Source organism: Xanthomonas hortorum (assembly GCF_024339125.1).
Classification (GTDB): Bacteria; Pseudomonadota; Gammaproteobacteria; order Xanthomonadales; family Xanthomonadaceae; genus Xanthomonas; species Xanthomonas hortorum.
Map to the genome: position 1 here is coordinate 1,373,214 of NZ_CP101417.1, position 26,520 is coordinate 1,399,733.

Sequence of the window (26,520 nt, forward strand, 5' to 3'; positions counted from 1 at the left end):
TTTGGGGATGCGGGCGCTGACGCTCCGTACCCTCATCCGCCCCTTCGGGGCACCTTCTCCCGGTGGGAGAAGGGAATCAGCCACGGATTTTCTTATGAGCCGCAAGCAAGCCTTCCAATTCCTCGACCTGCCCCGGACCATGCCCACGCGCATTCCGGTGGAGCTGCGTACGTCCGGTGACTGGGGCGAGCTGTACGGCAAGTTCGACAAGGCCGACGCGCAGTATCAGTCCGGCCGCTGCCTGGACTGCGGCAATCCGTATTGCAGCTGGAAGTGCCCGGTGCACAACGCGATCCCGCAGTGGCTGCAGCTGGTGCAGGAAAACCGCATCGAAGAAGCCGCCGCGCTGTGCCATTCCACCAACCCGCTGCCGGAAGTGTGCGGGCGGGTGTGTCCGCAGGACCGCTTGTGCGAAGGCAGCTGCACGCTGGAGGAGTTCGGCGCGGTCACTATCGGTGCAGTGGAAAAATACATCGTCGATACCGCCTTCAAGATGGGCTGGCGCCCGGACCTGGGCAACGTGCAGCCAACCGGCTGGCGGGTGGCGGTGATCGGCGCCGGCCCGGCCGGCCTGTCGTGTGCGGACCGGCTGGTGCGCGCCGGCATCGAAGCGGTGGTCTACGACCGCTACGAGCAGATCGGCGGCCTGCTGCAGTTCGGCATTCCCAGCTTCAAGCTGGACAAGTCGGTGATCGGCAAGCGCCGCGAAATCCTCGAAGGCATGGGCGTGCAGTTCCGCCTGGGCGTGGAAGTCGGCCGCGACGTCAGCATCGAGCAGCTGCTGGGCGAATTCGACGCGGTCTTCCTGGGCACCGGTGCCTACCGCTACACCGATGGCGGGCTGCCCGGCCAGGATCTGAAGAACGTGCTGCCGGCGCTGCCGTTCCTGGTGCAGAACAGCCGCATCGTCAGCGGCAACGACCCGCACGGCCGGCCGATCGCCGGCTGGGAAGACCAGATGGCACTGCCCGATCTCAACGGCAAGCGCGTGGTGGTGCTGGGCGGCGGTGACACCGGCATGGACTGCGTGCGCAGCGCCATCCGCCTGGGTGCGGCCAAGGTCACCTGCGCGTACCGGCGCGACGAGGCCAGCATGCCGGGCTCGGCACGCGAAGTGGCCAACGCGCGCGAGGAAGGCGTGCGCTTCCTGTTCAACCGTCAGCCGCTGTCGATCGAATCCGGCGCCGACGACGAAGCCATTGGCGTCACCGTGGTGGAGACCAAGCTCGGTGAGCCCGATGCCAGCGGCCGTCGCAATGCAGTACCGGTGGAAGGCAGCGAATCGCTGCTGGAAGCGGACGTGGTGATCATCGCCTTCGGCTTCTCGCCGACCGTACCGGACTGGCTGGCCTCGCAAGGCGTGGAAGCCGGCAGCAACGGCCGTATCGTCGCCCCTGCCGACGACAACGGCCGCCTGCCCTACCAGACCAGCAACCCACGCCTGTTCGCCGGTGGCGACTGCGTGCGCGGTGCCGACCTGGTGGTGACGGCTGTGGCCGAAGGCCGCGATGCGGCGGGTAGCATCGTGCAGCTGCTCGGCGTCAAGGCGCAGGTCAAGGAACCCGCTGCGGCCTGAGTAATTGCCAGCGGTGGGCGATGCGCCCACCATTGGTGCGGGCTCGCGTGCAGGCTCGCGTGCGGGCAACCCGCACGCCTGCGTGAGCGGCTACGCCCGCGTGACGCACCGCAATGCAATGCATCCACGGCGACATGCAACGGGCATCGCATTCCGCAAGGTCGCGCCTCGCCCGACCCGGAACGCTCCACGACCAATCCCCCTGTCTTTCGCGATCGGCACTTCGCTCAAGCGATCGTGCAGCGTTTGCTGCTGCGTGCGGTGATTTGTCCTGCCGCCGATCAGGCTGACGCTGGCAGCGCGCGTAGACCACAACGCAACACCGCAACGCCGCCTATCGCTGAGCACGCGCTTCACCGCATCCCGGCAACTGCAAACTCAAGCGGCCATCGATCGTGCAAGGCGCCCGCACCCACGCATGACCTTGCCATCAGCGCACACACAGGTCTGCATCTATCTGCAGCCTCGACGATTGCACCCGCCAAACAAGTGTGATCTAAGTCACATATAAGCCGTCCCCGCATCACGCAGCCCAGCCACCCTCACTGACACGCGGAACGCTCTGCGCTTACCCGGATGTCCTCGGCAACGACGGTATCCGCCTCCTCCCACGCGTGGACAACACCGCCGTGGAATCCAGACCTGATTCGTGTCGTCGCACACCGCGGCGGCAAAGCCGTGGGCCCCACCAAAGGAGCAACCTCATGACGTACCAAACCATTACCGGCAACCATAAACGCGATGATTGGGTGGACTGGCTGCGCGGTGCCAGCGTACTGATGGTGATCGTCCTGCACGCCTATGGCTTCGCTTTCGACGCCTATCCCGAGCTACGCAGCGGGGCAGCCGGAGAAAGCAGCACGCTGATGCTGTCGATCGAGCGTATCAACCGCTCGCTGGCCCCATTGCGCATGCAGCTGATGTTCCTGCTCTCGGGCTTGTTCGTGGCGCGTGGGCTGGACAAGGGGATCGCGACCTACTTCAGCGGCAAGCTGCGGCACGTGTTGTATCCCTATCTGATCTGGTCGCTGCTGATCTTCGGGTTGCGCGAGGCAGGCTCGGTGCTGGCCAAGGCCGAACCCATTGCCTGGCTGGACCTGGGCAGGATCGCGGTCGGCAACGTGGCACTGACCTGGTTTCTGTTCTACCTGTTCGTGTTTCTTGCAGTGATCCCATTGCTGCGTCGGCTGCCGGCCCCGTTGGTGCTGGCAGCGACCCTGCTGGGCTCGGTGTGCCTGGGCCCATTGCTGCGCCAGGGGGCCGACCCGTTCTATTACTTCGCGTTCTTCTACATCGGCACGCTGCTGGCCGGTCGCGTGCCGGCACTACTGCAGCAGGCACCGCGCTGGATCTGGCCACTGTCGTGCCTGAGCCTGTGCGCGATCGTGCTGATCGCCAATCTCACCGCGCTGCACGGTATCTGGATCGGCTACCTGCCGCTGGTGGTGATCGCGCTGCCGCTGGTGATCGCTGCTGCAATCTGGGCAAACCAGCAACCGGCCGCGCAGGCGATCCGCTATGTGGGCCGCAACTCGGTGGTGTTCTATCTGACCCACTTCCCGCCGTTCATCGTGCTGGCCTATCTGCTGCCGCGCTGGATCCACGATGGGTCGCTGCTGTTCTTCGCCTTGTTGGGCACCGGCGTACTGGCGCCGACCCTGCTGTGCCTGCTGCGCACGCCGGGCCGCCTGCCCGCGCTGAACCTGCTGTTCTCCGCACCCATGCTGGCGCGCCCCGCGACGCCGCTGGTGTCGCCCTATCCGGCGCAGGACGGCAGAGTGGCCGCCGCGCAGGGCGCCTGACCTGGTTAATCGAATCGCAGTCCGGCGATACCTGCAGCCGGTGGCCGGTGTCATCCGGCAGCAGCGTGGACGCGGTCACTGCCGGGTCCACGCTGCAGTCGTTGGTGCAGGCACCTGATGTGCAGCCCTGTTGCAGGGCTGCATCGATTGCCGGGCGCGCTGAGCGATCAGGCCGCCTTGTCCAGCGTGGCCATATCGATCACGAAGCGATACTTCACGTCGCTCTTGAGCATGCGCTCGTAGGCCTCGTTGATCTGGTCGGCGCGAATCGTTTCGATGTCCGAGACGATGTTGTGCTTGGCGCAGAAATCCAGCATTTCCTGGGTCTGGCGGATGCCGCCGATCAACGAACCGGCCAGCGTGCGGCGCTTCATGATCAGATTGAACACGCTCGGCGAAGGGTGCGAATGCTCGGGCACACCCACCAGCACCATCGCCCCGTCGCGCTTGAGCGCAGCCAGGAACGGGTCCAGGTTGTGCGGCGCGGCCACGGTGTTGAGGATGAAGTCCAGTGTGTTGGCTTGCGCGGCCATCTGCGCCTCGTCCTTGGAGATCACCACTTCGCTGGCACCCAGACGCAACGCATCGGCGCGCTTGCTCTCGGAGGTGGTGAACAACACCACAGTGGCGCCCATCGCCTTGGCGATCTTCACTGCCATGTGGCCCAGGCCACCCAGGCCCACCACACCCACCTTCTGGCCGGGACCGACCTTCCAATGCGCCAGCGGCGAATAAGTGGTGATGCCGGCGCACAGCAGCGGCGCCACGGCGGCCAGGTTGTCGCTGTGCGAGATGCGCAGCACGTATTTCTGATCGACCACGATGTGGTCCGAGTAACCGCCGTAAGTGTTCTCGCCGCCAAACATCGGCCCGTTATAGGTGCCGGTAAAGCCCTGCTCGCAATACTGTTCTTCGCCTTCCTGGCAGGACGCGCAGCTGCGACAGCTGTCGACCATGCAGCCGACACCGGCCAGGTCGCCGACCTTGAAGCCAGTGACCGCATCGCCCACCGCCGTCACACGGCCGACGATCTCGTGGCCGGGCACCGACGGGTACAGCGTGTTGTGCCATTCGTTGCGTGCGGTATGCAGATCCGAGTGACACACACCGCAATAGGCGATGTCGATCTGTACATCGTCGGGGCCTGGTGCGCGCCGTTCGAACACGAACGGTGCAAGTGGTTGATCGGCGGTCTGGGCGGCGTAAGCGTGAGCTTTGCTCATGAGGGGGCTCCGGGCGTCACGTCCCCCGCGATGGTGCAGGAGACAAAAGTAAGCAGCCTCTAGCTTAAAACAGGCGCCTGTCGCACTCCTGCGACAGTGCGTCTTGCCTGTCGGGTTGCGAACGCCACCGCAGCGGCGAAGTGCGCCTTGCAGGCGTTTGCACGATCAAATCGCTGCAGTAGGCGTGAATGGCGCACTAACGCCAAAGCTTCTACGCTGACCAACCACCATCCTGCCCTGCACCATCCCTGCTGGCCGTGCCCTCCCCCTGCGGCCACTCACGTCGATGCCGAAGGAGGCTTCATGTTTCGCTCTCCCGCACATTTCCCCTCGTTACGCAGTGCCGCACTCGCACTGACCTTGCTCGCCGCAATGCCGTTGGCGCAGGCAAAAGAGCCCGCCGCTGCGAAAAAAGAATCTGCCAGCCTGAAATATGTCGGTGTCAATCTCTCCGGCGCCGAGTTCAACTCGCGCAAGAAGCCGGGCACCTTGTACAAGGACTACACCTATCCGGCCGCGTCGGATTTCAGTTATTTCGCCGGCAAAGGCATGAATACGATCCGCTTGCCGTTCCTGTGGGAACGCCTGCAACCACAGCTCAGCGGCGATCTGGATCCGGCGCAATTGGCGCTACTGAAGAAATCGGTGGCGGCGGCCAAGGCCAACAAGCAATACCTGATCCTGGATGTGCACAACTACGCCAAGTACAACGGCAAGCGCATCGGCACCAGCGATGTGCCCGCCGCCGCAGTGGCGGATCTGTGGCGCCGGCTGGCGCTGGAATTCAAGGACGACTCGTCGGTGATCTTCGGGCTGATGAATGAGCCCAACGGGATTTCCGCAACCGACTGGGCTGCAGCGGCGCAAGGCGCAATCAACGCGATCCGCAAGACCGGCGCCAAGAACCTGATCCTGGTGCCGGGCACCGCCTACAGCGGCGCGCACAGCTGGCGCAGCGCCAACTATGGCGGTTCCAATGCCAAGGCGCTGGAGATCGTCAAGGACCCGGGCAACAACCTGGCCTTCGAAGCGCATCAATATCTGGACAGCGACTACAGCGGCACCAAGCCGGTCTGCACCAGCGCCACGGTTGGCGAAGAGAAATTACGCGGCTTCACCGCATGGCTGCGCGAGAACAAGCAGAAAGGCTTTCTGGGCGAATTCGGCACTGCCAACAATCCGGTCTGCGACCAGGCGCTGGAAGGCATGCTGACCTACATGGAAAAGAACAGCGACGTGTGGCTGGGCTGGACCTGGTGGGCCGCCGGTGCATGGTGGAAGCCGGAGTACTTCTTCACCGTGCAGCCGGGCAAGGATGGCAGCGACAAGCCGCAGATCTCCATCCTGAGCAAGTACGCACGCCGCGCCACCAAGTAACACACGCTGGTCTGTTCGAATGCGGTGGTCGCAGCAAGATGCTGCGGCCACCGTTTTTTTTGTCATGCATATATGACATGCGCTATGCCGAAGCATCGGGTGTGCGGGCGCTGGCAGCACAGCGCTACGCGCGATTGCGGTGGCCCCGCAATCGCGCGACGCGTCTTGCAGGATCCGCAGTGATGGAGTGTTGCCGCAATCACGACGCAGCACACAAACCTCACGTGCAATACATCGCAAGTGCCGACGTCCCGTTCGCGCACCAGGTGAGTTTTATACGTGCAATTGCGATCTGCGTTGATGCAAGGCACGCCACTGCATCGATGTGCAGTGTTGTAACCGCAAGACAACCTGCAACGTCACTCCATCTCGAATGCGCAGCAGTCGATGCAGTGCTGCCGCGCAGAGTGCGACCTGTGTGCGGCGATGACGATCGCGCGACGCCGCTTTACCACATCAAAGCACGTGTATGTTTAGCAATAAGTGCCAAGTCGCTCACAGCTCCAATTAAGTGATATCTCGCATTCGTAGTTTGAATGTACGGATGCGCCTAGGGTGTAGGCGTTGCATTGTCGTCATGCACGTGGCAGGTCCACGCCAGTGCGATGCATCTCCCCCCGCGAATGCTTCAGGAGTCACCCATGTTGCCCTCTCCCCCCCGGACACGCCGGCTGCTTAGCTGCGCGTTCTCATTGCTGCTGCTTGTCATCATGCCGCTTGCACATGCACAGAGCGGCAATCGCCTGAAGTATGCCGGCGTCAATCTCTCTGGCGCAGAAATCAAATCCTCGCAAAAACCCGGCGTGCTCAACGTCGACTACCTGTATCCGGCCGCCAGCGATTACCGCTACTTCGCCGGCAAACACATGAACACCATTCGATTACCCATCCTGTGGGAGCGCCTGCAACCCAAGGCTGGCGGTGAACTGGATGCGGCGCAATTGGCACTGATCCGCCAGGCAGTCGCCAATGCAAAGGCCGCCAAGGTCTATCTGATTCTGGATGTGCACAACTACGCCAAGTACTACGGCAACAAGATCGGCAGCAGCCGCGTGCCGATCAGCACCTTTACCGATTTGTGGCGCCGTCTGGCGATCGCCTTCAAGAACGACAACGCGGTGATCTTCGGGCTGATGAATGAGCCTTATGACATCAATCCGCAATCCTGGGCCACCGCGGCACAAGCCTCGATCGACACCATCCGCAAAACCGGCGCCAACAATCTGATTCTGGTTCCCGGTGCGTTGTGGAGCGGCGCGCACAGTTGGTATTCCACCGTTGCCGGGCAATCCAATGCCGTGGCACTGGCATCCATTCGCGACCCGCTCAATCGCTACGCCATCGAAGTGCATCAATATCTGGATACCGACTCCAGCGGTACCAGCGCCGGTTGCGTCAGCAGCACCGTCGGTGCCGAACGCCTGCGCAGTTTTACCCAGTGGCTACGCCTGAATCACAAACGTGGATTTCTGGGCGAATTTGGCACTGGCAACAACGCGACCTGCAACAGCGCACTCAACAACATGTTGGTGTACATGGAAACCAACAGCGATGTGTGGATCGGCTGGACCTGGTGGGCGGCCGGGGCATGGTGGAACCGGACCTATCCATTCAACGTGCAGCCCGATGCGCAGGGACGCGACAAGCCACAGATGACGATCCTGAGCGCCCGCGCGCAGCGTATCGCCCGCTAACAGCGACACCTCGCATTCGTCTGCAAACCACGCCTCGCATGCGCTGAGCATGCAGGCGCAACCGTGACGGCGCCAATGAATCGGCGTCATGCAGTTGGCAGCAGACGCATCCATACGACGTTCTTTCGACAGCACACCGTCCGCGCTGACCGTGTGCCGAAGCGTGCGCGGCCGCTTTTTTCTGCCGCGCGTTACAGCGTGCTGGTGCGGAATGTGACCCCAGCGAATTGTGACTGGGAGTGAGCTCGCACATTTACTTAACGCTCAGTGTGCTGCGCGATCGGGCACAGCCAATGCATTAAGTCCTACCGATGCAGCGCACTTGGCGCAAATCGCACGCAACCGGCTGCGACGCATCGTCCCCGTCGTTCAAGGAGTTGCTTTATGTCTTCTGTTTCCTGCTCGCTGCGCAGCGTTGTTTGCTGTGCACTGCTTCTCGTCCTGCTTGGCGTCTTGCCGCAGGTTCATGCGCAGACACGCGCACTCACCTACGCCGGAGTCAATCTTTCCGGTGCCGAGTTTGCATCGTCGAAAAAGCCGGGAGTCCTCAACAAAGACTATATGTACGCACCTGCCAGCGATTACACCTATTTCGCCGGCGTTGGCATGAATACGATCCGCCTGCCCATTTTGTGGGAGCGCCTGCAACCCAGCGCACGTGGCGAACTGGATCCGGCGCAATTGGCATTGGTGCAGCAGGCCGTGGCTCGCGCCAAGGCATCGGGCATGTATCTGGTGCTGGATATCCACAACTATGCCAAATACTACGGTTATAAAATAGGCACTCCTGAAGTGCCGATTGCGACCTTCAGCGATTTGTGGCGCCGTCTTGCGCTGGTGTTCAAGAACGATGACGCGGTGATTTTCGGGCTGATGAACGAGCCCAATGGGGTATCGGCAGGTGGCTGGGCTGCCGCTGCACAGGCAGGCATCGACAGCATTCGGGCCACCGGTGCAAACAATTTGATTCTGGTCCCCGGCGTGTTATGGACCGGCGCGCATAGTTGGTACTCGCCCACCAGCGATGGGTATTCCAACGCCACCGCGCTGACCTCCATCTACGACCCACTCAACCACTACGCGTTCGAAGTGCATCAGTACCTGGATGCCGATTCCAGCGGCACCAGCAATGTCTGCGTCAGTGCCACCGTCGGCGCCGATCGGCTACGCAGTTTCACCGAGTGGTTGCGCCTTAATCAAAAACGCGGTTTCCTGGGCGAATTCGGCACCGGCAACAACGCAGGTTGCAATGCAGCGCTGCAGGGCATGCTCGGGTATATGGAAACCAATGCAGATGTCTGGCTGGGCTGGACCTGGTGGGCTGCCGGTTCATGGTGGAACATCAGTTACGAATACAACGTGCATCCCAACAAGGATGGAACCGATAAGCCGCAGATGTCGATCCTGTCGCCACAGGCGACCCATGCGACACGCTTCAGCCCTTGATGTGATGTGATGTGATCTCGCCATGATCCGATCGAGCCGCCGCAAGGCGGCTCTTTTGTGTGCGTCATCGCAACGTGCGGTCACACAGCTTGGACTCGATATCCATGTGCAACACCCTCATTGCAGTTGAAAAGCCATCACCACCTGACTGACGCCGGGGACGGCGGTGTTTCAGTTGGTGCGTGATCCTCTAATGCTACGGCGCTGGTTGCCCCAGCAGCTTGCTGCCAAGCTCGCGTGCATGCATCCGGATGGTCCTGCCCGGCGCATCAGCCACACAACCGTGGAAAGCGCATCGCTTAGTTAATAAACGCCTGCGATAAACATAGACGACGACGGCAAACGCTTATGCGTTCGCTGCACGTGCTACTGCATTGTTACGTCAGTGATCCGACGCCGGACCGTTGACAGCGAGCGCGTCCATACGATGGTATTTCGACACAGCGATGCATCTGTCGCGGCTTGAAAAGCCTGCTTTTCCGCATATTCCATGCCCACGTTATAACGCGCTGATTCGAAAAGTGACCTGTGCGATATGTGACTGCGCTCCATTCGACACATTTACTTCGCAGTTAATGCAACCGGAAATTCGGTACGGCAGATGCATTAAAGACGACGGATGCGGCGTATTTTCGCGCAGATCGCAAGCACAAAGGGTGCTGTGACGCATCTTCCCCGTCGTCTAAGGAGTTGCTTTATGTCCGCCGTTTCTCACTCGCTTCGCAACCTTGTTCGTTGCGCCCTGCTGTTCCTCCTGATCGGCACGTTGCCGCTCGCCCACGCAAGAACGCGGGTACTGAAATACGCCGGCGTCAATCTCTCAGGCGCAGAATTCGCGTCTTCCAAAAAGCCGGGAATCCTCAACAAGGACTATATGTATCCGGCAACCAGCGATTACACCTATTTCGCAGGTGTAGGCATGAATACCATCCGTCTTCCCATCCTGTGGGAGCGCCTGCAACCGAGTGCGCGCGGCGAATTGGATCCGGCGCAACTGGCATTGGTGCAACAGGCGGTGGCACGCGCCAAGGCATCGGGCATGTATCTGGTGTTGGACATCCACAACTACGCCAAATACAACGGCTACAAGATCGGTAGCAGCGAGGTGCAAAACGCCACGTTCGCCGATTTATGGCGGCGTCTTGCGCTGGTGTTCCGCAACGACAATGCCGTGATCTTCGGCCTGATGAACGAGCCCAATGGCGTATCTGCCAGCGGATGGGCCGGTAGCGCGCAGGCGGCGATCGACGCCATCCGCGCCACCGGTGCAAACAATTTGATCCTGGTCCCAGGCGTTCTCTGGACCGGTGCGCACAGTTGGTCCTCGCTCACAAGCGATGGCTATTCCAATGCCACCGCGCTGGCGTCCATCTACGATCCCCTCAACAACTACGCGTTCGAGGTGCATCAGTATCTGGACGCAGATTCCAGCGGCACGACCAACGTGTGCGTCAATTCCAGCATCGGTGCCGATCGTTTGCGCAGCTTCACCGAGTGGCTACGCGCCAATCACAAGCGCGGTTTCCTTGGCGAATTCGGCAGTGCCAGCAATAAGACCTGTAATAGTGCGCTGTATGGCATGCTCAAGTATATGCAGAGAAACGACGATGTCTGGTTGGGCTGGACGTGGTGGGCCGCAGGCGCTTGGTGGGGCTCCTACGCGTATACCTTACAGCCGAACAAGGACGGCACCGACCGGCCACAGATGTCGATCCTGTCTCCGTGGGCAGCGGGCATCACACGCGTCACACCTTGATGTAATCGGGTCGAGCCGCCGCAAGGCGGCTCGATTTTTATGCGTCCGTCCGGGCTGTGCATCGTTCTGGCTCCTGTGCGAATCGCAGCGCAACCATCCCGATCGCGTTATCGACGACCTTGCACGTGATGTTTACCTCCCGCGGAAGGTAAACATCACGTGCAAGGCGAATTAAGGATGGTCTGATCAACGGCATCGGAGGATGAGCCTAACCACATCGACCAGGCTGACGGCGCTCAGATCCTCGATTTTTTTGCCGTTTCCGGCGCGTTTGCAGGGTGTTGCCCGGGTTACAGGCGCACGTTCCCCATCGTCGGCAGTAACTGCTTTCGCTTCATCCACAGGTTCGATAGCGCAAACAAGGTCAGCACCTGCGCGGTGTTCTTGGCCAGGCCGCGATAGCGGACCTTGGTGTAGCCGAACTGGCGCTTGATCACCCGGAATGGATGCTCCACCTTCGCGCGCACGCTGGCCTTGAAGTGTTCCCAACGTCTTTCCCGAGCACGCTCGCGTTTGTTGCCGAGGGCTTGCATCGTCGAGGGCCTGGCGGCGATGAAGAATGCAGCCTTGCAGGCCTGCAGTTCTTCGCGTTTGTCCGCACCGGTGTAGCCGCTATCGCCGAACACGCTGTCTTCTTTGCCATGCAGCAACGTGTGCATCACCGTGACATCGGCGACGTTGGCGGCTGTGCAATGGACGTGGTGCACCAACCCGGAAAATTCATCCACGCCGATGTGCGCCTTCATCCCGAAATACCACTGATTGCCCTTCTTGGTCTGATGCATCTCAGGGTCGCGCGCGTTGTCGGCATTCTTGGTCGAACTGGGCGCCGCGATCAGCGTCGCATCGACGATCGTGCCCGACCGCAGGCTCTGGCCCTTGCGCGCCAGATGCGCGTTGACCGCTTCCAGCATCCGCGCGGCAAGGCCATGGGTCTCCAGCAGGCGCCGAAAGTTGAGAATCGTGGTCTCGTCCGGAACGTTGTCCAAGCCACCGAGCTGGGCAAACCGCCGCAAGGTCGGGATCTCGTGCAGTGCTTCTTCCATCGCCGGATCGCTCAGCGCATACCACTGCTGCAGCAGATGAATCCGCAACATCGTCGCCAGTGCGTACGGCTGCCGACCTGGCCGGCCCGATACCGGATAGTGCGGCGCGATCAGACCGAGCAGTTGCTGCCACGGAACCACCTGCTCCATCTCGGCCAGAAAGATCTCGCGCCGGGTCTGCTTGCGCTTGCCCAGGCCCTCAGCGTCACCGAACGTCAGTTGCATGGATCACTCCTCAACATCAGGCGGGTAGTGTCGCGTATCTGTGGTGCGTTGTTCAGAGGTTCCTTAAGACCGGTGCGAGCATTTCAGCTGCCTGAACTCGTACCACCTCGACGTCGGTTTTTTCACCCGATGGCGATGACAGCGCGTCCAGCATGGGCACACTTCACTGCAGGAGCAGTCTCATGGCACATCGATTGATGAAGACCGCGCTGATCGGCGCACTCGCGCTGGCATCGCATGGCGCATTTGCGCAGGCCGCTGCCGATAAGCCGGCCAAGGCGCTGACGTCCGCCGAAATCACCAGCATGCTCACCAGCAAGGGTTACACCAAGGTGCACGACGTCAAGTTCGAGCACGGAGTGTGGACCGCCGATGCGCGCAGCGGCGATGGCAAGGATGTGGATGTGCGTATCGACCCGGTGACCGGGCGCGTGTACGGCGACCAGACCACCTCCAAGTTGAGCGAGGCCGATATCCGCGCGGCGTTGTCGACCAACGGCTATTCCAACGTGCACGACCTCAAGTTCAAGGACGGCCTGTGGAAGGCAGACGCCGAGCAACGTGGCGGGCAGAAGGTCGACCTGCACATCGATCCGGAAGATGGGCACGTGGTCAGCGCGGACAACGACTGATCCATCACCGACGCAATCGCGTGGTGGTGTTTGAGCATGTTTGCCGGGCAGCACTGCAGCACTGAACAGGGCCTCCAACTGGAGGCCCTGTTTATTGACACCGCAAGCTGCGCGCAGGCCTTGTTGTCACCCGCAGTGCCGCAACTCGATCGATCGCAACACGACTCCACACATGCGTGCTTGAGGCAATGCGCGCACTCGGTGTACTCAACGCGCCGGCGCTACCTGCTTGCCATCGGCCTGTTTGCCATCAGCCGCAGAGGCAGGTGCCTGCGGATCCGCTACTGCACTCACACCCGGCTTGCCGACCATCATGCGGTCGCGCGCGGCTTTGAATGGATTGCCGGCATACCAGTTGGGCCAACGCTCGCCAGCGGCGACTTCCTTGCCCACGCCATACACGGCCTGCAGATCTTCGAGGGTGCCATCGAGTTTCCAGGTGGCCGCATCGTACTGATCGCCAGGGGCATGGTAGCGATTGCGCCCATAGTCTTCGGCGGCTGCACGTCCGGCAGCGGTGCCGCCCTCGCGCAGGTCTTCGCCGCCATCGGCGTACAGCGCCGGCACCCCGGCCTTGGCGAAGTTGAAATGATCCGAGCGGAAATACGAGCCGCTCTGCGGCGTCGCCTCGGCGTGCAGCGTGCGGCCCTGCATCGCGGCGATCGGCTTGAGAATGTCTTCCAGCTCCGAGCTGCCCATGCCCACCACGGTGACATCGCGCGCGCGCCCGGCCACCGACATCGCATCCAGGTTGATCACCGCGGCGATCTTGTCCAGCGGGAAACTCGGGTTGGCCACGTAATACTTGGACCCGAGCAAACCGGATTCTTCCAGCGTCACCGCCACAAACACCACCGAGCGCGCCGGCTTGGGATCCTGATGCGCGAAGGCATCGGCGATTTCCAGAATGCCGGCCACGCCGGTCGCGTTGTCCACCGCGCCGTTGTAGATGTTGTCGCCGCTCTCGCCCGGATGCTTGCCCAGGTGATCCCAATGCGCCATGTACAGCACCGCCTCATCGGCGTGGCTGCTGCCCGGCAGCACGCCGACCACATTGCGTGAGGTCTTTTCGGCGATGGTGCTCTTCAGGTCCACCGACCAGCTGGCTTTCAACGGCACCGGCTTGAAGCCGCGCTTGCTGGCGTCCTTGTAGGCCTGCGCCAGGTCCAGCCCGGCGTTGGCGAACAACTGCTTGGCGGTCTCGGCGCTGATCCAGCCCTGCACCGGCAGGCGCGGGTCGGTGTCGTCCTTAGCCGGCAGGTCGTATTGCGGGCCGGCCCAGGAATTCTTCACCACATCCCAGCCGTAGCTGGCGCCGGGCGTGTCGTGCACGATCAACGCGGCAGCCGCACCCTTGCGCGCGGCTTCTTCGAACTTGTAGGTCCAACGCCCGTAGTACGTCATGCGCTTGCCGTCGAACAACTTGGCATCATTGGTATGGAAGCCGGGGTCGTTGACGAACATCACCACCGTCTTGCCTTTCCAGTCCTGGCCGGCGTAATCGTTCCACTGTTGCTCGGGCGCATCCACGCCGTAGCCGACGAACACCAGCTCGCTGTTGTCCAGCTTGACCTCGGCCTGGCCGGTGCGCGTGCCCACCACGATGTCGGTGCCGAAGGCCAGTGCGCGGGTCTGATCGCCGCTGCGCAGACTGGGTGCGGTGGCTGCATCGGCGGTGGTTTCCACCATCGGCACGTCCTGGAACCAGCTATCGCCATTGCCCGGCTGCAGCCCGATGCGCTGCATCTGGTCGCGGATATAGGTAACGGTCTTCTCTTCGCCCGCGGTGCCCGGGCCGCGCCCTTCGAAATCGTCCGAGGCCAGTGTCTTGACCAGCTCGGCGAAGTCGCCGGTCGTCATCTCCGGTGAGAACGCGTGCCGGCTGACCGGTGCGCTGGGTGCGGTATCGGCCGGGGTCTGCGCGCTGGGCGCGGCAGGTGCGTCGGCGGGCTCACGTTTGCAGCCGGCCAGGGCCAGCGTCGCGGCCAGGCACAACAGGATCTTGCGGGGCATCGGGACTCCTCGTGCGGCGAAGGTCCCCCGATTCTAGGCGCTGACTGTGGTGAGCGCGTCAGTCCTTGGGCGCCACGTCGCTGTCGAAACTGCGCGCAGTGGCGCCTGTGACTGCGCCGATCCTGGCGGTGCGATGCACATACAGGCTGACCTCGCGCTCGAACTGCAGCTGCCCATCCACCACCGCATTGGGGCCGATCACCACCCGCGGCTTACGCGACGGCTTGAACGAAAGACTGAAATTGGGCTTGGTGACCTCGATCCCGCCATGCACATGCGAGCCCACCCCCACGGTGATATCGCCATTGACGGTCTCGATGCCCTTGCCGAGCTCGGTTTCCACCAGACCGATGCTGCCGTTGACGGTTTCCACGCCGCCGCTGATCTGGCTGCCGCGCTCCACCAGAATGCTGCCGTTGACCGTTTCCAGCCCGCCGGACACCACCACTTTCTGGCCTAGCGTGATCGCGCCATTGACGGTGGAGACGCCACCGGTGCGCGCGCGCTCGCCGATCTGGATGCTGCCGTTGACGGTTTCCACGCTCTTGGTTTGCGCACCGGCACCGATTTCGATGGAGCCGTTGACGGTGTCCAGGGCGCCATAGGATTGGCCGGCCTCGGCGCTGATGCGACCATTGACCTTGCTGATGTCCTCGTTGGCCCAGGCGCTCGTGCAGACAAGGGACACCATCAGGAGAAGATGCTGGGACTTCATGCTGAACCTCGCGCGGCGGCGGCTATCTGGGGCGTGGCGGCGATCACACCATGCTTGGATACAATCGCGCACCTGCCTGAAGTCACTGGACCGTTCGTTGCCCCCTTCGCCCGCACCGCGCTCGCGCCTGCCGCTTGCCCCCGCCACCGGCCGCTCACGCGCGTGGCTGGCGGCGGCCATGCTGGCTTGCACAGTGCTCGGCAGCGCCGGTGCAAGCGCGCAAAGCCAGCGCGAGGCCGAGCGCAAACTGCAGCAGCTGCGCGATGAATTGAAGACCATCACTGCCGACCGGCGCGAACTGGAAGGCAAGCGCGGCACCGCCGCCCAGCAACTGCGCCAGGCCGATGAAAAGGTAGCCAAGACCGCACGTGCATTGAGCGAAACCGAATCGGCGATGCGCGAGCAGGAGCAGCACCTGAGCAAACTGCAGCAGGATCGCGCGCAGTTGCAGCGTGGCCTGCAGACCCAGCGCGCGCAGCTGGCCGGGTTATTGCGCGCCGCCGATCAGCTCGGCCGCAACGCGCCGTTGAAGGTGCTGTTGTCGCAAGACACGGTGGGCGATGCCACGCGCCGGCTGGCCGACCATCGCTACGTGCAGAACGCGCGCGCGCAGCGCATCCAGGCGCTGACCACGCAGCTGGAGGCCTTGGCGAAGGTAGAACAGGACATCGCCAGCCGGCGCCAGGCACTGGATAGCGCGCGTGCGCAGCAAAAAGCGCAGGCCTCTTCGCTGCAGAAGGATCGCTCGCAGCAGGCGGTCACCGTTGCGCAGCTGGACGACCGCTACAAACAGCGCGCCGAACGCGAAAAAGCCCTGGGCCAGGACGCCAAATCGCTGGAACAACTGCTCGCCAATCTGCGCGCAGCCGCCGCCAAGGCCGAAGCCGAACGACGCGCGGCTGCCAAGCGCGCCGCAGCCGAAGCCGCCGCGCAGGCAAAGCGCGCTAAAACCGATCGTCCCGATCGCCCCGACCGGCCGGGCAAGACGCCGCCCAAGGTCATCGCCAGCGCGCCGGCCCCCAAGGTCGGTGGGCTGAGCTGGCCGGTGTCGGGCAACCTGCTGGCCCGCTTCAACGCCACCTTGCCGGACGGCCACACCAGCAAGGGCGTGCTGATCGGCGCGCCCAAGGGCAGCACCGTCAGCGCAGTGGCCGATGGCACGGTGGTGTTCTCCGACTGGATGACTGGCTACGGCATGATCCTGATCGTGGACCACGGCAACGGCTACATGAGCCTGTACGCGCACAACGACACGCTGTTGCGCGATGCCGGCGCCTCGATCAAGCGCGGCGAGGCGGTGGCCAAGGTCGGCAGCTCGGGCGGGCAGGGCGTGCCGGCGTTGTACTTCGAACTGCGTCGCAATGGGCAGCCGGTGGATCCGTCGAGCTGGTTGCAGCGGCGCTGAGTGCAGGTGCGGTGAGTCGCGCGCTGCCGCGTCCCAGTGACCAGACGTGCAGCGCGTTGAAGCCACCATTGAGGCGACCACTCAGGGAACCGGGACAAGCTGCTTGCGCAGCCATCGGGCGGGCGCTCCCGGTGCAGTGTGCCAATGCCCGGCAGCGCGTCTGGCCGCGTCATCGCCAGCACGATGCGCACCGCACAGCGACGCCACCGCGCATGCATCTGCGCAGTTGCAGCAGGCAACGGCAATTCAACGCGGATTTATCGCTGCTTCGCGCATAATCCAGGCGGCGCCACGTTGTGGGGCGTCTTCTCTCTTCCGGAGTGCTTCATGCGCGTAGCTGTCCTGTCCGTTGCCCTGTCGCTGGCCTTGTTCGCGTCGCCCGGTTGGGCACAGAAGGCCGGCACCGCCGCCGCCCAGGCCACTGCGGACGATCCGGAAGCCAATGAAGCCGCCGTGTCCAAGGTGCCGCTGGAAGAGATCCGTCGTTTCGTGGCGGTCTACAACGCGGTCAAGCAGGCGTATGTGGATCCAGTCGAAGACAAGAAGCTGATGCATGCCGCCGTACGTGGCCTGCTCTCGGATCTGGACCCGCACAGCACCTATTTCGACAAGGAAGACGCCGAGGCCTTCGATGAGCAGGCCACTGGCGCCTACGACGGCATCGGCGTGGAATTGCTGCAGCAACAGGACAACACGCTCAAGGTGATCGCGCCGATCGACGACACTCCGGCGGCGCGCGCCGGCATCCGCGCCGGCGATGTGATCGTGGCCATCGACGGCAAGCCGATCGACGCCAGCAAGGCGATGGAGCCGCTGCGCGGCGAATCCGGCAGCAAGGTCGTGCTGACCATCGTGCGCGACAAGACACCCAAGCCGTTCGACGTCACCCTGCAGCGCGAGACCATCCGCGTGGCCAGCGTGCGCAGCAAGCTGCTGGAACCGGGCTATGGCTATATCCGCATCAGCACCTTCCAGGCCGACACCGGTGCCGACTTCCAGAAGAACCTCAAGCAACTGCAGGCCGGCGGCAAGTTGCGCGGCCTGGTGCTGGATCTGCGCAGCAATCCGGGCGGCCTGCTGACGGCCGCGGTACAGGTCGCCGACGATCTGCTCGACAAGGGCAACATCGTCAGCACCCGTGGACGTATTTCGATCAGCGATGCCAAGTTCGACGCCACCCCGGGCGACCTGCTCGGCGGGGTGCCGGTCATCGTGCTGGTGGACGCCGGCTCGGCCAGCGCCTCGGAAGTGCTGGCCGGCGCGCTGCGCGACAACCAGCGCGCGCGCATCATCGGCAGCCGCACCTTCGGCAAGGGCTCGGTGCAGACCGTGCTGCCGCTGGACAACGGCGACTCGGTCAAGCTCACCACCGCGCGCTATTACACGCCCAGCGGCAAGTCGATCCAGGCCAGCGGCATCGTGCCGGAAGTGCTGCTCACCCCGGAACAGCAACCGGGCGATGCCGACCTGCCGGCCAGCCTGACCGACTACAGCGAAGCCACCTTGCCCGGCCATCTGCGCGGCGATGCCGAGGGCGAAGAGGGCTATAGCGCTGGCGACGTACTGCCGGGCGATGGCCCGATCGCCGCCGCATTGGCCGAACTCAAGCAGCCCGGCTCGGCCGCCAAGGCCCAAGCAGCGCTCAAAGCCAAGGCACAGGCAGCGCAGAAGGCCAAGGCCGTCAAGACAGCAGCCGAACCCAAGCCGGCAGCAGCGCGTCCGGCGACCGGCGACAAGCCCAAGGCCACCGACAAGCCCACCGAACCGGCTGAAAAAGCCAAGCCAGCGGCGCCAGCCGAACCGACCGCGCCTGCGGAAAAACCCAAACCGGCCGAACCGGTCAAGTAATCCGGACACGGCGCAGCGGGTGAGCTACACCCGCTGCGCACTCGGCGCGATCAATGTGCGCTGGCACTGCAACGTCATCTACCTACCCGCACACCTCGATCACCCGTCAACCGTAGCGCTGACCGGATGTAACGTCACGCAACAAGCCGTGCCGCAGCGCGAATGCTTTTGTAGGAGCGACCTTGGTCGCGAGAAGCCTTCCCGAACGCGATCACCACTCAAACAACCGCTATCGCGCAATCGCCAACGCCTCGGGATTGACCAGATTGCGCGGCGTGCCTGCAGCAAACGCCAGCACATTGTCGAATGCCGCTTCGAAGTACAGCGCGTAGCTGTCGCGTTCCACATAGCCCAGATGCGGCGTCGCCAACACGCGCGGGTGCTGCAGCAACGCATCGCGCGCATCCAGCACCGGCTCACGTTCGAACATATCCACCGCCGCCTGCGCCGGACGGCCGGCGTCCAACGCGGCCAAGAGCGCACCTGGCGCAATCAATTCGGCGCGGCTGGTGTTGACCAGCAAGGCATCGCGGCGCATGCGCGCCAGATCGTCCACGGTCACCTGATGGCGTGTCTGCGCGCTCAGGCGCCGATGCAGCGACAGCACATCGTTGCGTTCGAACAAGGCCTGGCGGCTGTCGGCGATCTCGAACCCATCGCGCGCGGCCTGCGCGCAAGAGGCTTCGCCGCCCCACACCAGCACCTGCATGCCGAACGCACGCCCGAAGCCGGCCACGCGCTGGCCGATCCGCCCATAACTCCAGATGCCCAAGGTGCGCCCGTGCAGCACGCGTCCCAACCCGGGATCACCCAGCGCCTGCCAGCGGCCCTGATGCAGCGCGCGCTGGTACTCGGTCAGCCGCCGGCTGGCCGACAGGATCAAGGCCCAGGTCAGCTCGGCCGGCGCCACCGGCGAGCCGACGCCTTCGGCCACTGCCACCCCGAACTCGGTACACGCGGCCACATCCACATGCGCGCCCACCCGCCCGGTCTGGCTGATCAACTTGAGCCGCGGCAAACGCCGCAGCAGCGTGGCGTCCACGCGGGTACGCTCGCGAATCAGCACCAGCGCATCGGCTTCCACCAGTCGCTCGGCCCATTCGTTGGGATCGGTGGCCAGCGCACCCAGCACCTGCACATCGTGCCCTTGCAACCGCTGCAAACAGGGCAGCTGGCGGACGGCGCCCTGGTAATCGTCGGGCACCAGGATCCGCATCAGCGCGGTTTGGTCGGTAGCGGGAACGGCGTGACCACCTTGTCGCCGGTGGTGGCATCGCGGATCACCGACTGGCCTTTCTTCTCGACCTCTTCGATGCGCACGATGCTCTGCATCGGCAGGTGCAGCGTCTTGGTATTGCCGAACTCTTCGCGCAACCGTTCTTCGGTGGGATCCACCACCAACCCGTCGTGCACGTCGAACACCAGCTCGCCGATCTGGTTGAAGCCCCACAGATGGCTGCTGGTGACCTCACGCGCGTAAAGCTCGTACACCTTGCCATGATTGAGGAAGGTGACTTTGTACAAAGGCTTGACCATGCCGGCGATTATAGGCGCGCCAGCATGGCCGAGGCAGCGCAACCGGTCACTGCCAGAACGCAACGCCTGCATCAGCGTCGTCGGGCCATCCACCACGCGTCGCTCGCCGCGTTAGAACCCGTGGCGCTTGCGCAGCCGCCGCGCGATCGCCGCGCGCACGTACAGGCCATAGACGATGCCGAACACGAAACCGGCGATATGCGCCGACCACGCCACCATGCCGAACGCCGGGCCGATGTAGGCGAACACCACCTGCAGCATCGCCCACACCCCGATCAGCAACGGCGCCGGCACCCGGATGAATTCCAGAAACACCCCCAGCGGCAGCACCACGCCCAGCTTGGCGCCGGGAAACAGCGCCAGATAGGTGCCGATCAATGCCGACACCGCGCCCGAGGCACCGATGATCACCCGGTCCGGCGTGCCGATCGCAAAGATCGCCGCCAGGTTGGAGGCCGCGCCGCCGACCAGAAACAGCAGCAACAACCGCCACGGCCCCAGAATGCGCTCGGCCGGCAGCCCGAAGATCAGCAGGAACACCAGGTTGCCGAGCAGGTGCGACCAGTCCGCGTGCAGGAACAAGGCCGTGAACAGCCGCAGCACGCTGCCGTCGCGCAGGGTCGCCCACCAGTCGCCCAGGTTGGAGACGCCGCTGGACAGCGCGCCCCAGTCCAGCCATAGCGTGTTGCGCGCCTCGCCCGGCCGGCTGATCGACCACAGGTAGGCCAGCCAGACGGTTGCGAACAGCAACGGCACCGCCCAGCGGGGGGTAGGTTTCTTGCGGGAGGGGAGAGAGACGAACATCGGAGTGGCACTCTAGCGGGTTCACGCTCCTGAACCCATCCCCAACCTGTCCAGCCAGCCAAAACGAACTTCGTTATTGTTCGGTTAATCGTCGTGGTTATACTGCGTACGGCGTCGTATGTCGGGGGGGGGTCTCCGGCGCGCTCCAGCTGCTGTTTGGCGCTGGGCGCGGGCGCTGTACCGACCACTGCAGTCTTTATCCGGAGAGCAACAACTTATGTCTACCGCTTCCACTCTCAGCCGCGCCACCCTGTTGGCCGTTGGTATCGCCGGTGTGCTGGCCGTTGGCCAGGCCCACGGCGCCGCGTTCCAGCTGAAGGAAAACAGCGCCAAGGGTCTTGGCCGCGCCTTCGCCGGTTCCGGCAGCGCCCCCGATGACGCCTCGATCATCGCCAACAACCCGGCCGGCATGCGTCAGCTCGACGGTCGCCTGTTCCAGGCCGACGTCAGCGCCATCAGCTTCTCGGCCAAGTTCCAGCCTGAAAGCGGCAACTATGCCAACGGCGCCCCGGTCTCCGGCGGCAATGGCGGCGACGCCGGCATGATCGCGCCGGTCCCGGCGATGTACTTCCATGTGCCGTTCGGCGAGAACGACAACATGCACCTGGGTACCTCGCTGACCGTACCGTTCGGTTTCAAGACCGAATACGACCGCGACTGGGTCGGCCGTTACCACGGCACCAAGACCGAGTTGCAGGCGATCGACTTCAACGTCGCCTTCTCCTACGACGTGAACCCCTACGTGTCCTTCGGCGCCTCGGTGTTTGCGGAGCGTCTGGATATCGACCTGGCCAACGCGGTGGATTTCGGCAGCGTGCTGGCTGCGCGTCGCGTGCCGGGTTTCGCCCCGGGTAGCGCCGACGGTTACTCGCGCATCAAGGGCGACAGCACCGAAGTGGGCTTCACCCTCGGCGGCTTGTTCAGCATCGACGAAAACACCCACATCGGCTTCAGCTACCGCTCGGAAGTGGAGCACAAGATCACCGACGGCGACGCCGACTTCACCACCCCGCCTAACGCCGCTGCCGTGCTGGGCGTTGCCGCACCGGGCACCTTCGTCGACACCAAGGGCCGCGCCACCGTCAAGCTGCCGGCCAGCGCCACCGCCAGCTTCACCCACAACGTGAACGAGCAGTGGTCGATCATGGCCGACGTCACCCGCACCGCCTGGAGCAAGTTCGACCAGGTGACGGTGGACTTCGCGTCCAATCAGCCCGACAGCGTGCTGGACTTCTCCTACCGCGACACCACCTTCGCCTCGATCGGTGCCGACTACCGCATGAGCGAAACGCTGACCCTGCGTGGCGGCCTGGCCTACGACCAGACCCCGACCACCGCCGAGCACCGTGACGTGCGCGTGCCCGATGCGAGCCGCAAGTGGGTGTCGCTGGGTCTGAGCTGGCGTCCGTCGCAGCAGGCCGAATACAACTTCGGTTATACCCACCTGTTCACCAGCGACCCGACCAGCGATACCCGCAGCGCCACCGGCGACCGTCTGGTTGGTAGCTACAAGGTGAAGGGCGACGTGCTGGCCGCTTCGATCAACTACAAGTTCTGATCGACGCTTCCTGGTACGAGTGATGAAAAACCCCGCTTCGGCGGGGTTTTTCTTTTGCGGTCGTGCATGCACTGCAGCCGCATACAGCGCCTTGTCGGAGCGCAGCATCGTCATTCGTCATCGACAGGGATAGGGAGAGCGACGGGGGAATAGCGCCGTGCGGAGTTTCCACGCTTGGCCTTGGTATCCACTCATCCTGCTGATCAACGAAACACGCAAGGCTAACGACTTGCTTCGACCATTGCATCGAACCCAAGCTCTTGAATCTGCGATATGGCGCAGCGAAACGATCCAGGTGGGGTGCAATCGAGGCACCGACTGTGCAGGCCGATGTCGAGGTTGCTATCGTCATGGCATGGACCAACCCGACTTCATCCAGATCACCGACCACGCGGTGTCGCGGCAGGATTGCGCCGCCATCGTGCAACGCATGCGCGACAGCCAGCAGCTGCAACCCGGGCGCGTCGGCAGCGGCGTGTTTCCCGAACTCAAACACAGCCGCGATCTGCGCATCAGCGGTGTGGCCGAGTGGGCGGAGGTGGAAAACCGCCTGCAACAAGCCGTTTTCCAAGGCCTGCTCGGCTATCTGCGGCGTTACCCGCAGGCGTTGATTTCACCACTGATGTTGCAGGTCACCACCGAGGACGGCAGCCCGCATCGCCTGGTTGCCGAAGACATCGTGCAGATGAGCGATCAGGCGTTGGGCGATCTGGCGCGCACCTGCCTGCGCCCGGCAGCGATCAATCTGCAGTGGTACGCCGCCGACCAGGGCGGTTATCCGTACTGGCATTGCGAGCTGTATCCGCGCGATGCCAACGCCGAAACGCTGCACCGCCATCTGCTGTGGACGCTCTACCTCAACGAGGAGTTCGAGCAAGGCGAAACCGAATTCCTGTTCCAGCAGCGCAAGGCCCGCCCACGCACCGGCAGCCTGCTGATCGCTCCCACTGCGTTCACCCACACCCACCGCGGCAACCGCCCGGTCGGCGGCGACAAGTTCATTGCGACGAGCTGGATTTTGTTTCAGTCGGCGCAGGCGCTGTACGGCGGGGAATAGGGAATAGGGAATAGGGAATCGGGAATGGAGAATCGCAACGGCAGAAGAGCTGCGCTGTTGCGATTCCCGATTCCCCAATCCCGATTCCCGCCCCTAGAACAACTGCCCCTGCGGCGACTCCTTGACCGGCTTGGCCGGCGGAGCAGGGCGCCGAAACTTCCCTGTGTCCAACGGCGGCATCTGGCGTGCATCGAAACCGGCGCGGCGGTGGGCCAGCGCGAAGCGTCTCGCCAGCAGATCCGCATACACGCCTTGTCCGCGCATGCGGGTGCCGAAGGCGCTGTCGTAATCCTTGCCGCCGCGTAGCTGCTGGATCGTGCTCATCACATGCTCGGCGCGTTGTGGATGATGGGTCTGCAACCAGTCGCGGAACAGCGGCGCCACTTCATGCGGTAGCCGCAGCAATACGTAGCCGGCACTGTCGGCGCCAGCATCGGCGGCGGCCTGCAGGATCGCTTCCAGTTCGTGATCGTTGATCCACGGAATCACCGGCGCGGCCATCACCCCGACCGGCACGCCGGCCTCGTGCAATGCACGCATCGCGCGCAGGCGCGCATGCGGCGCGGACGCGCGCGGTTCGAGCTTGGCTGAAACGTGCGGGTCGAGCGTGGTCACCAAAAAATACACGTTCACCAGCCCCTCGCGCGCCAGCGGCGCAAGCAGATCCAGATCGCGCGTCACCAACGCGTTCTTGGTGATCAGCGTGAACGGATGCCGCGTCTCCCACAGCACTTCGATCAATTGCCGCGTCAGCGCGTGCTTACGTTCGATCGGCTGATACGCATCGGTGTTGATGCCCAATGCGATCGGGCTGGGTACATAGCTGGGCCGCGACAACTCGCGCCGCAACACCTCCGGCGCATTGGTCTTGGCGAACAACTTTGTCTCGAAATCCAGACCGGGCGAGAGATTGAGATACGCATGCGAGGGCCGCGCAAAGCAGTAGCTGCACCCATGCTCGCAGCCTCGATACGGATTCACCGATTGCGAGAACCCGATATCCGGCGATTGATTGCGGCTGATGATGCTGCGCGCGGTTTCCTCGGTGACCTGCGTACGCAATGCCGGCGCGGCAAACTCCTCGCTGTCGTCCGCGTACCAGCCATCGTCCACCGCCTGCTGGGTGGTGGTTTCGAAGCGTCCGGGCAGATGGCCGGTCGCACCCCGGCCCTTGATTGCAGTTGCCATCGCGCCATCGTACGGCCGGCAGATCTCACACGCCGCGACCGCGCACCGACACGATGCAGCGTTCAGACCCGTGCTCCGCCATTGCGTTGGCCGCCTGGTCATCGCAGTAAGGCGTGCGGCCCGTAGAATCCGCGCATGCTCGCATCTGCACAGGGCGCGTGGGACTGGCTGGCCACCATTCCCCACCTCGAAGCGCTTCTCCTCGCCGCCTACGTGCTGTACCTGCTGTGGATCGCCAGCTGGATCGTGCTGCAGAAGCGCGAGCCGGTGGCCACGCTCAGCTGGGTGCTGTCGTTGGCCGCGCTGCCGTATCTGGGCCTGCTGATCTATTACTGGCTCGGCCCGCAGAAGGTCAAACGCCAGCGCCTGCGTCGCGGCCGTTCGCGCTCGGGCATGGAAAGCTACGACAGCGTCTGCCCACCCGATGCCGACTGCACCGAGCTGGCCAAGATCGCCCAGTCCACCACCGGCCTGGCGCCCAGCAGCGCCACCGAAGTGCATTGGCTGGTCGACGGCGCGGCCACCTACGCCGCCATCATCGAGGCGATCGGTCACGCGCGCGACCACATCCATCTGGAGTACTACATCTTCCAGCCGGACCGCAGCGGCACCGCGATCTGCGAGGCTTTGATGGAACGCGCGCGCGCCGGCGTCAAGGTGCGCTTGTTGCTGGATGCGGTGGGTTCTTCGGCGATGACGCGGCGCAGCCTGCGCACGCTGCGCGAGGCCGGGGTGGAGACCGCCTGGTTCCATCCCTCGCAGTTACTCAAGCCGTTCAAGCGGCCGTGGTTGAACCTGCGCACCCACCGCAAGGTGATCGTCATCGATGGGCGGATCGGTTTCACCGGCGGCATCAACGTCACCGACGACGAGAACGAGCAAGTGCGCAGCGACGCCTACCGCGATCTGCACGTGCGTCTGCAAGGCCACGTGGTGCGCAGCCTGCAGCTGGTGTTCCTGGAAGACTGGCTCTACGCCACCCGGCAGGGCCGCCCGGCCTTCCACGGTCAACAGCTGTGGCCGGAGGATGTGCCAACCCGCGCGCAAGGCGATGTCGATGCGCAGGTGCTGGTGTCGGGGCCGGACTCCTCATGGGAGGCGATCCATCGGCTGATGGTCGCTGCGATCCACGAAGCCAGGCACAGGGTCTGGCTGGTCACGCCGTACTTCGTCCCAGGCGAGGCCGCGCGCATGGCGCTGACCTCGGCCGCATTGGGCGGCCTGGACGTGCGCCTGCTGGTGCCGCGCGTCAGCGATTCGCGCCTGGTCACCTACGCGGCACGCTCGTATTTCGACGAACTGCTCGAAGCCGGCGTGCGCATCTACGAATACGGTCCGCGCATGCTGCACACCAAGGCGCTACTGGTCGACGATGAGATCAGTATCGTCGGCAGCGCCAATTTCGATAGCCGCAGCTTCCGGCTGAATTTCGAGTTGTCGATGCTGTTCCGCGACCAGGCGGTGGCGGCAGAACTGGCGGGGCTGATCGGCAGCGACCTGGAAAACGCCCAGGAAGTGCGCTTCGTGCGACGCCGCCCCCTGTGGCGCTCGCGCCTTCCCGAAGCCTTCGCACGGCTGCTGTCGCCGCTGCTCTGAACCTTGCCCACCGCGCCCACGTG

20 protein-coding genes are annotated in these 26,520 nt (G+C 63.7%); 12 read left to right on the top strand and 8 right to left on the bottom strand.

Annotation, left to right across the window (positions count from 1 at the left end; translation table 11 throughout):
* Positions 1 to 94 precede the first annotated feature (94 nt).
* Together NMB96_RS05800 and NMB96_RS05805 are read left to right on the top strand one after the other, a co-directional pair.
* Positions 95 to 1,576, top strand: coding sequence for an FAD-dependent oxidoreductase (locus tag NMB96_RS05800; protein ID WP_255086474.1), 1,482 nt, complete (start codon positions 95 to 97; stop codon positions 1,574 to 1,576).
* Between the two features lie 704 nt (positions 1,577 to 2,280).
* Complete coding sequence (locus tag NMB96_RS05805; protein WP_183086577.1) at positions 2,281 to 3,378, top strand: acyltransferase family protein; 1,098 nt, start codon at positions 2,281 to 2,283, stop codon at positions 3,376 to 3,378.
* A gap of 167 nt (positions 3,379 to 3,545) precedes the next feature.
* Here NMB96_RS05805 and NMB96_RS05810 read toward each other — a convergent pair whose 3' ends face one another.
* Positions 3,546 to 4,601, bottom strand: a complete 1,056-nt coding sequence (locus tag NMB96_RS05810; protein WP_006452229.1) for an NAD(P)-dependent alcohol dehydrogenase — start codon at positions 4,599 to 4,601, stop codon at positions 3,546 to 3,548.
* A 303-nt stretch (positions 4,602 to 4,904) separates the two neighbouring features.
* Between NMB96_RS05810 and NMB96_RS05815 the strand changes: the two genes are divergently transcribed.
* From NMB96_RS05815 to NMB96_RS05830, 4 genes are all read left to right on the top strand, one after another.
* A complete protein-coding gene (locus NMB96_RS05815) occupies positions 4,905 to 5,978 on the top strand; it encodes a glycoside hydrolase family 5 protein (protein WP_255086475.1) in 1,074 nt (357 codons plus the stop codon).
* Between the two features lie 698 nt (positions 5,979 to 6,676).
* The gene (locus NMB96_RS05820) at positions 6,677 to 7,672 is read left to right on the top strand and encodes a glycoside hydrolase family 5 protein (RefSeq protein WP_255086936.1); all 996 of its coding nucleotides are present in this window, start codon (positions 6,677 to 6,679) and stop codon (positions 7,670 to 7,672) included.
* 384 nt (positions 7,673 to 8,056) lie between these two features.
* Positions 8,057 to 9,118: a glycoside hydrolase family 5 protein gene (locus NMB96_RS05825; RefSeq protein ID WP_255086476.1), complete on the top strand. Its 1,062-nt coding sequence runs from the start codon at positions 8,057 to 8,059 to the stop codon at positions 9,116 to 9,118.
* A gap of 697 nt (positions 9,119 to 9,815) precedes the next feature.
* Complete coding sequence (locus NMB96_RS05830; protein WP_183086586.1) at positions 9,816 to 10,874, top strand: glycoside hydrolase family 5 protein; 1,059 nt, start codon at positions 9,816 to 9,818, stop codon at positions 10,872 to 10,874.
* A 290-nt stretch (positions 10,875 to 11,164) separates the two neighbouring features.
* Here NMB96_RS05830 and NMB96_RS05835 read toward each other — a convergent pair whose 3' ends face one another.
* Positions 11,165 to 12,145 carry an IS5 family transposase gene (locus NMB96_RS05835; protein WP_183086593.1) on the bottom strand — a complete coding sequence of 327 codons (981 nt, stop codon included), beginning with the start codon at positions 12,143 to 12,145 and terminating at the stop codon, positions 11,165 to 11,167.
* A 182-nt stretch (positions 12,146 to 12,327) separates the two neighbouring features.
* Here NMB96_RS05835 and NMB96_RS05840 point away from each other — a divergent pair, with 182 nt between their 5' ends.
* Positions 12,328 to 12,777, top strand: a complete 450-nt coding sequence (locus NMB96_RS05840) for a PepSY domain-containing protein (RefSeq protein WP_023901948.1) — start codon at positions 12,328 to 12,330, stop codon at positions 12,775 to 12,777.
* Between the two features lie 207 nt (positions 12,778 to 12,984).
* Here NMB96_RS05840 and NMB96_RS05845 read toward each other — a convergent pair whose 3' ends face one another.
* Together NMB96_RS05845 and NMB96_RS05850 are read right to left on the bottom strand one after the other, a co-directional pair.
* Positions 12,985 to 14,790, bottom strand: coding sequence for a M28 family metallopeptidase (locus tag NMB96_RS05845; protein WP_023901947.1), 1,806 nt, complete (start codon positions 14,788 to 14,790; stop codon positions 12,985 to 12,987).
* Positions 14,791 to 14,848: 58 nt separating this feature from the next.
* A complete protein-coding gene (locus NMB96_RS05850; protein ID WP_255086477.1) occupies positions 14,849 to 15,505 on the bottom strand; it encodes a DUF4097 family beta strand repeat-containing protein in 657 nt (218 codons plus the stop codon).
* Positions 15,506 to 15,602: 97 nt separating this feature from the next.
* On the opposite strand from NMB96_RS05850, the gene NMB96_RS05855 reads away from it, so the two are divergent.
* Complete coding sequence (locus NMB96_RS05855) at positions 15,603 to 16,910, top strand: murein hydrolase activator EnvC family protein (protein WP_255086478.1); 1,308 nt, start codon at positions 15,603 to 15,605, stop codon at positions 16,908 to 16,910.
* A 327-nt stretch (positions 16,911 to 17,237) separates the two neighbouring features.
* Positions 17,238 to 18,758 carry a S41 family peptidase gene (locus NMB96_RS05860; RefSeq protein WP_255086479.1) on the top strand — a complete coding sequence of 507 codons (1,521 nt, stop codon included), beginning with the start codon at positions 17,238 to 17,240 and terminating at the stop codon, positions 18,756 to 18,758.
* 229 nt (positions 18,759 to 18,987) lie between these two features.
* Here NMB96_RS05860 and NMB96_RS05865 read toward each other — a convergent pair whose 3' ends face one another.
* The 3 genes from NMB96_RS05865 to NMB96_RS05875 form a co-directional block, all read right to left on the bottom strand.
* Positions 18,988 to 19,974, bottom strand: a complete 987-nt coding sequence (locus NMB96_RS05865; RefSeq protein ID WP_255086480.1) for a D-2-hydroxyacid dehydrogenase family protein — start codon at positions 19,972 to 19,974, stop codon at positions 18,988 to 18,990.
* On the bottom strand, positions 19,974 to 20,294 hold the full coding sequence (locus NMB96_RS05870) for a DUF1820 family protein (RefSeq protein ID WP_006452242.1): 321 nt from the start codon (positions 20,292 to 20,294) through the stop codon (positions 19,974 to 19,976). The genes NMB96_RS05865 and NMB96_RS05870 overlap by 1 nt, the downstream gene beginning before the upstream one ends.
* 111 nt (positions 20,295 to 20,405) lie before the next feature.
* Positions 20,406 to 21,098 carry a rhomboid family intramembrane serine protease gene (locus NMB96_RS05875; protein ID WP_023901941.1) on the bottom strand — a complete coding sequence of 231 codons (693 nt, stop codon included), beginning with the start codon at positions 21,096 to 21,098 and terminating at the stop codon, positions 20,406 to 20,408.
* A 217-nt stretch (positions 21,099 to 21,315) separates the two neighbouring features.
* Here NMB96_RS05875 and NMB96_RS05880 point away from each other — a divergent pair, with 217 nt between their 5' ends.
* Positions 21,316 to 22,656: an outer membrane protein transport protein gene (locus tag NMB96_RS05880; RefSeq protein WP_023901940.1), complete on the top strand. Its 1,341-nt coding sequence runs from the start codon at positions 21,316 to 21,318 to the stop codon at positions 22,654 to 22,656.
* 355 nt (positions 22,657 to 23,011) lie between these two features.
* On the top strand, positions 23,012 to 23,713 hold the full coding sequence (locus tag NMB96_RS05885; protein ID WP_183086575.1) for a 2OG-Fe(II) oxygenase: 702 nt from the start codon (positions 23,012 to 23,014) through the stop codon (positions 23,711 to 23,713).
* Positions 23,714 to 23,806: 93 nt separating this feature from the next.
* Here the strand turns inward: NMB96_RS05885 and NMB96_RS05890 are convergent, their stop codons facing one another.
* Positions 23,807 to 24,901 (bottom strand): PA0069 family radical SAM protein, encoded by a 1,095-nt coding sequence (locus NMB96_RS05890; RefSeq protein ID WP_255086481.1) that lies wholly within the window; start codon positions 24,899 to 24,901, stop codon positions 23,807 to 23,809.
* Between the two features lie 135 nt (positions 24,902 to 25,036).
* Between NMB96_RS05890 and cls the strand changes: the two genes are divergently transcribed.
* Entirely contained in the window at positions 25,037 to 26,497 is a 1,461-nt protein-coding gene (gene cls / locus NMB96_RS05895; RefSeq protein ID WP_023901937.1) for a cardiolipin synthase, read from the top strand.
* The last annotated feature ends 23 nt before the right edge of the window (positions 26,498 to 26,520 follow it).

Bases quoted from the DNA above. Each gene is read 5' to 3' on its own strand.
- NMB96_RS05810 (WP_006452229.1), bottom strand. From the start codon at position 4,601: ATGAGCAAAGCTCACGCTTACGCCGCCCAGACCGCCGATCAACCACTT.
- NMB96_RS05870 (WP_006452242.1), bottom strand. From the start codon at position 20,294: ATGGTCAAGCCTTTGTACAAAGTCACCTTCCTCAATCATGGCAAGGTG.
- NMB96_RS05890 (WP_255086481.1), bottom strand. From the start codon at position 24,901: ATGGCAACTGCAATCAAGGGCCGGGGTGCGACCGGCCATCTGCCCGGA.
- NMB96_RS05800 (WP_255086474.1), top strand. From the start codon at position 95: ATGAGCCGCAAGCAAGCCTTCCAATTCCTCGACCTGCCCCGGACCATG.
- NMB96_RS05860 (WP_255086479.1), top strand. From the start codon at position 17,238: ATGCGCGTAGCTGTCCTGTCCGTTGCCCTGTCGCTGGCCTTGTTCGCG.
- NMB96_RS05865 (WP_255086480.1), bottom strand. From the start codon at position 19,974: ATGCGGATCCTGGTGCCCGACGATTACCAGGGCGCCGTCCGCCAGCTG.
- NMB96_RS05805 (WP_183086577.1), top strand. From the start codon at position 2,281: ATGACGTACCAAACCATTACCGGCAACCATAAACGCGATGATTGGGTG.
- NMB96_RS05880 (WP_023901940.1), top strand. From the start codon at position 21,316: ATGTCTACCGCTTCCACTCTCAGCCGCGCCACCCTGTTGGCCGTTGGT.
- NMB96_RS05815 (WP_255086475.1), top strand. From the start codon at position 4,905: ATGTTTCGCTCTCCCGCACATTTCCCCTCGTTACGCAGTGCCGCACTC.
- NMB96_RS05825 (WP_255086476.1), top strand. From the start codon at position 8,057: ATGTCTTCTGTTTCCTGCTCGCTGCGCAGCGTTGTTTGCTGTGCACTG.
- NMB96_RS05850 (WP_255086477.1), bottom strand. From the start codon at position 15,505: ATGAAGTCCCAGCATCTTCTCCTGATGGTGTCCCTTGTCTGCACGAGC.
- NMB96_RS05885 (WP_183086575.1), top strand. From the start codon at position 23,012: ATGGACCAACCCGACTTCATCCAGATCACCGACCACGCGGTGTCGCGG.
- NMB96_RS05875 (WP_023901941.1), bottom strand. From the start codon at position 21,098: ATGTTCGTCTCTCTCCCCTCCCGCAAGAAACCTACCCCCCGCTGGGCG.
- NMB96_RS05830 (WP_183086586.1), top strand. From the start codon at position 9,816: ATGTCCGCCGTTTCTCACTCGCTTCGCAACCTTGTTCGTTGCGCCCTG.
- NMB96_RS05835 (WP_183086593.1), bottom strand. From the start codon at position 12,145: ATGCAACTGACGTTCGGTGACGCTGAGGGCCTGGGCAAGCGCAAGCAG.
- cls (WP_023901937.1), top strand. From the start codon at position 25,037: ATGCTCGCATCTGCACAGGGCGCGTGGGACTGGCTGGCCACCATTCCC.
- NMB96_RS05840 (WP_023901948.1), top strand. From the start codon at position 12,328: ATGGCACATCGATTGATGAAGACCGCGCTGATCGGCGCACTCGCGCTG.
- NMB96_RS05845 (WP_023901947.1), bottom strand. From the start codon at position 14,790: ATGCCCCGCAAGATCCTGTTGTGCCTGGCCGCGACGCTGGCCCTGGCC.